The 6,310-nt window shown below is 41.1% G+C and carries 5 protein-coding genes and 2 pseudogenes; 3 read left to right on the forward strand and 4 right to left on the reverse strand.

Annotated elements, in window-relative coordinates; translation table 11 throughout:
* Positions 1-353, forward strand: a pseudogene (locus JZU62_RS09855) (penicillin-binding protein); the annotation flags it as partial.
* Here the strand turns inward: JZU62_RS09855 and JZU62_RS09860 are convergent.
* The gene (locus JZU62_RS09860) at positions 350-913 is read right to left on the reverse strand and encodes a DedA family protein (RefSeq protein ID WP_295014336.1); all 564 of its coding nucleotides are present in this window, start codon (positions 911-913) and stop codon (positions 350-352) included. The pseudogene JZU62_RS09855 and the gene JZU62_RS09860 overlap by 4 nt on opposite strands.
* Positions 914-916: 3 nt before the next feature.
* Positions 917-2,890 (reverse strand): excinuclease ABC subunit UvrB, encoded by a 1,974-nt coding sequence (uvrB, locus tag JZU62_RS09865; RefSeq protein ID WP_295014338.1) that lies wholly within the window; start codon positions 2,888-2,890, stop codon positions 917-919.
* Between the two features lie 199 nt (positions 2,891-3,089).
* On the opposite strand from uvrB, the gene hcp reads away from it, so the two are divergent.
* Positions 3,090-4,409 carry a hydroxylamine reductase gene (gene hcp / locus JZU62_RS09870; protein ID WP_295014339.1) on the forward strand — a complete coding sequence of 440 codons (1,320 nt, stop codon included), beginning with the start codon at positions 3,090-3,092 and terminating at the stop codon, positions 4,407-4,409.
* A 481-nt stretch (positions 4,410-4,890) separates the two neighbouring features.
* Positions 4,891-5,142, forward strand: a complete 252-nt coding sequence (locus JZU62_RS09875; RefSeq protein ID WP_295014340.1) for a hypothetical protein — start codon at positions 4,891-4,893, stop codon at positions 5,140-5,142.
* Between the two features lie 33 nt (positions 5,143-5,175).
* Here the strand turns inward: JZU62_RS09875 and JZU62_RS09880 are convergent, their stop codons facing one another.
* Together JZU62_RS09880 and JZU62_RS09885 are read right to left on the reverse strand one after the other, a co-directional pair.
* The gene (locus JZU62_RS09880; RefSeq protein WP_295014342.1) at positions 5,176-5,844 is read right to left on the reverse strand and encodes a response regulator transcription factor; all 669 of its coding nucleotides are present in this window, start codon (positions 5,842-5,844) and stop codon (positions 5,176-5,178) included.
* Positions 5,845-5,990: 146 nt separating this feature from the next.
* A pseudogene (locus JZU62_RS09885) lies at positions 5,991-6,310 on the reverse strand (hypothetical protein); the annotation flags it as partial.

Raw genomic sequence — 6,310 nt, forward strand, 5'->3', positions numbered from 1 at the left:
TCGGAGGGATCGAGATTGCCGGAAAAACGGGAACGACCAACAACAATGTTGATGCGTGGTTTGCTGGTTATTCTCCGAGTGTAGAGACAGTCGTATGGTTCGGACATGATAATAACACCCCAATGCGCCGAAGTGAAACAGGGGGGCGTGCCGCCGCTCCGGTTTTCCGCTATTACTATGAAGATATGTTACGTATTTATCCGAATACGAAACGTTATTTTGATGTCCCTGCCGGAGTCTATGTGGGATCACGTGGCGATAGCAATGCTACGGAATCGTTTACCGATACCTCTACGGCACCGGATGCAACTGCTCAAGAGGGACCAAAAACGGACGAGAAATTGGTGTTTTAACCTTTTTTCTTCGTGGCGGATGAGATATAAAACCAAGTAATCCCACCGATGATAACAAGCATAAGCGGAGCAAGATAAGGCTTATCGGCTACAATCTCATACGTTTTGATCAAAGCACCGCCGAAAATATAACTTCCCCCTCCGACAACAACCGCCCAGATCGCCGCACCGAGTGCATTATAAGCACTGAATTTCCAAAAATCATATTTCGTTAGACCGATGGCAAGGGTAACGAGTGTTTTAAGTCCGTAGATAAATTTTTTAACGACAATGATCCATGAACCGTTTCGTTTGAGGAGGAGATGAGAAAACGCGAGTTTACGACGGTGTTTTTTGAAATGATCCATCATTTCCCGTTTATGGTAACGAGACATGTAAAAGAGGAGAGAATCCCCGATAAAGTTCGCGGCGAATGCGATAGCGATGGAGAGGGAGAGATCCATTTTTCCCATGAAACTGAGAACTCCTGCACCTAAAAGGGCAACAAATCCCCCTCCCAGAGAGTAGAGAAAGAGCACAATATAGCCGTACGTCGAGAGGTTGTTGAGCATGTCATCCATAAATCATAATTTCCTTATTTTTGCTATTTCATCACGCAGCCGTGCCGCTTCTTCGAATTCGAGTTTTTTGGCGGCTTCTCTCATTTTGAGGTTCAGCTCTTCGATCAGTTTTTTCCGCTCTGCCGCAGGGAGGGTTTTCGCTTTTTTAGATCGGTTATATAAATCACCTACATCTTCGAGTTTGAGATTCTCATCAAGCGAGCGTTTGGTGGTGGTTGGGGTAATTCCGTGCTCGGTGTTAAATGCCTCTTGGATTTCCCGTCGTGCCGTCGTTTTGGCAATAGCGCGTTCCATCGATCCGGTAATCTTTTGCGCGTACAAAATAACCCGTCCGTGTTCATTCCTAGCGGCACGCCCGATGGTTTGAACGAGGGCGGTTTCAGAGCGGAGAAATCCCTCTTTGTCGGCATCTAAAATCGCTACGAGACTCACTTCGGGAAGGTCAAGCCCCTCACGCAGGAGATTGATCCCGATGAGGACGTCGAAATCACCGACACGCAATCCCCGTATGATCTGATTACGCTCGATAGCGTCGATCTCGGAGTGCATATATTGCACTTTGATCCCAAAATCGGCGAGGTATTTCGTGAGAGCTTCCGCCATTTTTTTGGTGAGTACGGTGACGAGGACACGATCCCCAAGTGAGACTGTTTTTTTGATCTCATCGTGCAGATCTTCAACCTGATTTTCACTCGGTTTGATCGTAATGATCGGATCGAGTAGCCCAGTAGGTCGGATGATCTGATGGGCGATGGTAGTACTGATGTCGATCTCTTGCGCGGCAGGGGTAGCGGAGACGAACATATAGTGAGGTGCTTTGTTCATAAACTCATCGATCATGAGCGGACGGTTATCGAGGGCGCTCGGCAGACGAAATCCGTAATCGACGAGTACCTCTTTACGGCTTCGATCCCCCGCGAACATCCCCCGAAACTGTGGAAGACTCACATGGCTCTCATCGACGATGATGAGAAATTTATCGTGATGGAGGGTGAAATAATCGAGCAGGGTATACGGAGCTTCCCCAGGGAGTTTATCGGTGAGGTGGCGGGAGTAGTTTTCGACCCCCTTACACATACCCGTTGCTTGCAACATTTCGAGGTCAAATTCACATCGCTGTTTGAGGCGTTGTGCTTCGACAATCTTTCCTTGTTTGTCTAATTCATTAAGGCGTTCTCCTAGCTCATCCTCAATCCGCTTGATCGCGCGGGATAGTTTCTCTTGACCGACGGCAAACTGGCTGGTAGCATAAATCGTGACCGTCTCTTGTTTTTCGGTCATGGTATTGCTGAGGGGTTCAAAAAATGTCAGACGCTCCACTTCATCCCCGAAAAATTCGATCCGCACTGCTTGATCCTGCCAATAGGGGGGATAAATATCGACGACTTCGCCGTTGACCCGAAAGTGCCCGCCGTCGAAATAGGTATCGTTACGGGCGTATCCCATCTCAACGAGGCGTAGGAGGAGCTTTTTTTGGTTGATTTCATCCCCGATAGCGATAACCTGCACCATCTTCTCATACTCTTCCGGATCACCGAGACCGTAGTTGGCAGAGACGGAGGCGACGACGATAACATCATCGTAGCTGAGAAGGTTTGCGGTCGCAGAGAGGCGCAAACGCTCCAGCTCATCGTTGATCGAGCTGTCTTTTTCGATAAACAAATCTTGGCGGGGAATATACGCTTCGGGTTGATAGTAATCGTAGTAACTGATGAAATACTCGACATGGTTTTCTGGGAAGAAACTTCTAAACTCGCTGTAAAGCTGTGCCGCCAAGGTTTTGTTGTGGGTCATAATGATCGTCGGGAGCTGAACGCTCTCGATCACCTTCGCCATCGTGTACGTTTTACCGCTACCTGTTACCCCCTCAAGGGAAACATAGCGTTCGCCGTTTTTAATGCCCGATGCGAGAGCATCGATAGCAACGGGCTGATCACCGGCAGGTTGATAGGGGGTATGGACTTTAAAAATCGGCAATGAGTAACCCTGAAATAAAATATATTATAGTGGTCGAATTATAGCGGAAAAGCTGTTTCTTAATGAGGATGACTGCCTATAGGCTGCTGAGTTAAGGTGATTTTTTGAATGAGGTTTTTTATAGATCTTGATGTATGTCAATTTCTATGTTAATGGTTAGAGCTATAATTTCGGCGTAAACTAATACGTAAGGAAATATATGTTTTGTTATCAATGTGAAATGAGTACACCCAATGGTTGCGGTAGTACAGGTGCTAGTGTCGGTGTATGCGGGAAAGATGAAAACCTTGCGAGATTGCAAGACATAATGATTTTTGGTTTAAAAGGTTTGGCAGCATATAGAGAACATTTAAATGAGTTGGAGCCTACACAGACAAAAGCAATTGATGATGTAATGAGTGAAACACTTTATTTTACACTAACAAATGTAAACTTTAATTTTGGGGATCATATTAAACAGCTTATGAAAGTTGGTTCTGCTGGTGTTGATGTGATGGATAAATTATCAAATGCACATACCGCTAAGTTCGGTATTCCTACGCCTGTAGTTGTTCCTCAAAATATGGTTCAAGGAAAAGCCATCCTTGTAAGCGGGCACAATTTAGAGATGTTTGAAGCGCTTCTAAAAGCTACGGAAGGCAAAGGGATAAATGTTTATACGCACTCTGAAATGCTTCCGGCTCATGGATACCCTGAGCTTAAAAAATATTCTCATCTAAAAGGCAATGTCGGTAAAGCGTGGTTTGATCAGGTCGAGCTTATGAAAAGATTCAAAGGTACTTTTGTCGTAAATACAAACTGTATCGTACCACCAAAAAAAGATGTGGATTATTTGGATCGAGTGTTTACCTATAAGATTGTTGGTATAGAAGGCGGAACAGAAATTTTAAATAATGATTTTAGTGAGCTTATAGAGAAAACACTTGCATGTGAAGATACAAATATGGCGGATGATCTAACTTTAACCACAGGTCATCACTATAAAACAATTTTAACATTGGCTCCGGAAATTTTAGATGCGGTACAAAGTAAAAAGATATCTCAATTTTTTGTAATTGCAGGATGTGATGCACCCGGAAATGCCGGAAATTATTATCGAGAAATGGCGGAAAATCTTCCGAGCGATTGTGTGATCATTACTTCTAGTTGTGGAAAGTTCAGGTTTAACGATATAGATTTTGGCAATATAGAAGGGACACAGATACCTAGGTATTTGGACTTAGGTCAATGTAATGACAGTAACGGTGCGGTAGAGATTGCAAAAGCCATTAGCGGAGCACTCAATACTCCGATTAACGATCTTCCGATTTCTATCGTCCTTAGCTGGATGGAACAAAAAGCTGTCATAATATTATTGGCACTATTTAGTTTAGGGATAAAAGATATATATCTTGGACCAAAACCGCCACAATTTGTAAACGAAGATATTTTTAACTTTTTAGCAGAAAACTTTAATTTACACCTAACTGGAAATGTAAAAGAAGATTTGGACAAATTGTTAATTAAGAAAACAGTCTGATTTAAACTATTGAGCCATTCGGCTCAATAAAATAATGAGCTATTATAGTCTTTTAGCTAATTATTCCCCCATCCTTCGCAAATATCAAAATTTTCTTTTTCGAGAACTGAAATTAATCTGCAATTTTAAAGCTTGATAGGGGTTTAAAAACCGGCAATGAGTTACTCTGAAATAATATATATTATAATTATCGAAATTATAGCGGAAAAGCTGTTTCTTAATGAGGATGACTGCCTATAGGCTGCTGAGTTAAGGTGAGTTTTTGAATGAGGTTTCTGAGAAAAAGTATTTTTATTTGGGGGTAGGTGGTTTGGTTCTGTAACACTTATGAGAGCATTGATACATTTTAAGCATAATTTTCAAAAGTCATGCGATTGACATTCGTGTTGGTTATTATCTATTGCAATTATACAAAGGTAAAAAATGAAAAAAACAATTTTAACTTTGCTATTCTGTGCATTAGTCTTTGGTAGTGATTATAATGATGAAAATCCAACCATTTTGGCAGAACAAAGCTCAACTGGCATTAGATGATAATGCAGATATAACAGCACTGGAATTATCTGAAAAAGCATGTACTTTAGGGAGTGCCAAAGGATGTGTCATTGCAGGAAATATTTATAAGATTGGAAGAGGTACTGAACTGGATTATAAAAAAGCTATAACTTTTTTTGAAACTGCTTCCAAGCAAGACTCAGTTAATGCAAAGTTTCTACTTGGAAAAATTTTCTGATTTACTAGATGCGAGGTAATGATTGATAAGACATTAGGAATATATGTTGTCTTCCCATATATATCCCTCTTGACGATAAGTTTGAATAAAATCTTCTTTGAGTTTTTTACGCAATCGATAAATATTGGAACGTATAGTTGTTGATTCTGCGAAACGATTATTCCAGAGGGCTAAAGAGATTTGTTCTTCGGTGATGAATTTATTTCTATTGAGCATAAATAAAGCCAGAAGAGTTTTTTCTTTTTTAGTAAAAGCTTGTATTAGTCCTTTATAATACAATGAAGAGGTGTCTGTATCATAAGCATAGTTTTGGCTCAAAGAAATTAAAGAGCTTTTGATCGGAAAAATGTTTTTATTGAATTGTCTGATTTTTAATTCCAGTTCTTTAAACTCAAACGGTTTTTTTATATAATCACTGCATCCTAGGTCCAATGCTTTTTCAATAACATATAAATCGTGAGTGCTGCTTAAAAGAATGATAGGCGTTTGAGGGAAAATCTTTACAATACCCTTTATACAATCGGCAGATATCTCATTGGAAGCATTAAGATCAAGTAAAAACACATCATAAGGACCGGATCGAATCATCTCTAAAAAATCAGCTTTTCCGTCAAAGTGATTGACATCATGTCCTAGCGTAGTGAGAAAATTAATGATCGAGAGTGCAAAACTATGAGTGTTTTCTAAAAGCAATAGTTTCATGTGTGGGATTTCTCCTTAGGGCATTAGGTGCTTGATGGGTAATTCATAATCAAAAATATCATTATACGTTTGAGTAAGAATTAGTATCAGGTACGCATTTACATGCGTACCTGATCAGATAATAGATTTCTAAGTGAAGTTAGATATTAGAAGTTTTCCCAAACATCATCGTCATGGCTTTTAGCCGATGATTTGCTCGGAGCATGTGAAGTGACACTGCGTGAGACTGTTTTGTGGGGAGGTCTTGCAGTTGATTGATGCATGTGAACTGTAGCTTGAATATCGCTTTTACCAACGAAGTTTTTGCTAGAGGCATCGGTAACCATCGCTTGTGCTTTTTCAATCGTGTTGTTAGCGATATTATCAGCTTCAGCGGCGATTTTAGCATTCTCTTGGGTCATTTGGTCGAGCTGGGTTACGGCGGTATTGATTTGTCCGATACCCTGCATTTGCTCACGAGAAGCAT

This window comes from Sulfuricurvum sp. (assembly GCF_019163035.1).
GTDB lineage: Bacteria > Campylobacterota > Campylobacteria > Campylobacterales > Sulfurimonadaceae > Sulfuricurvum.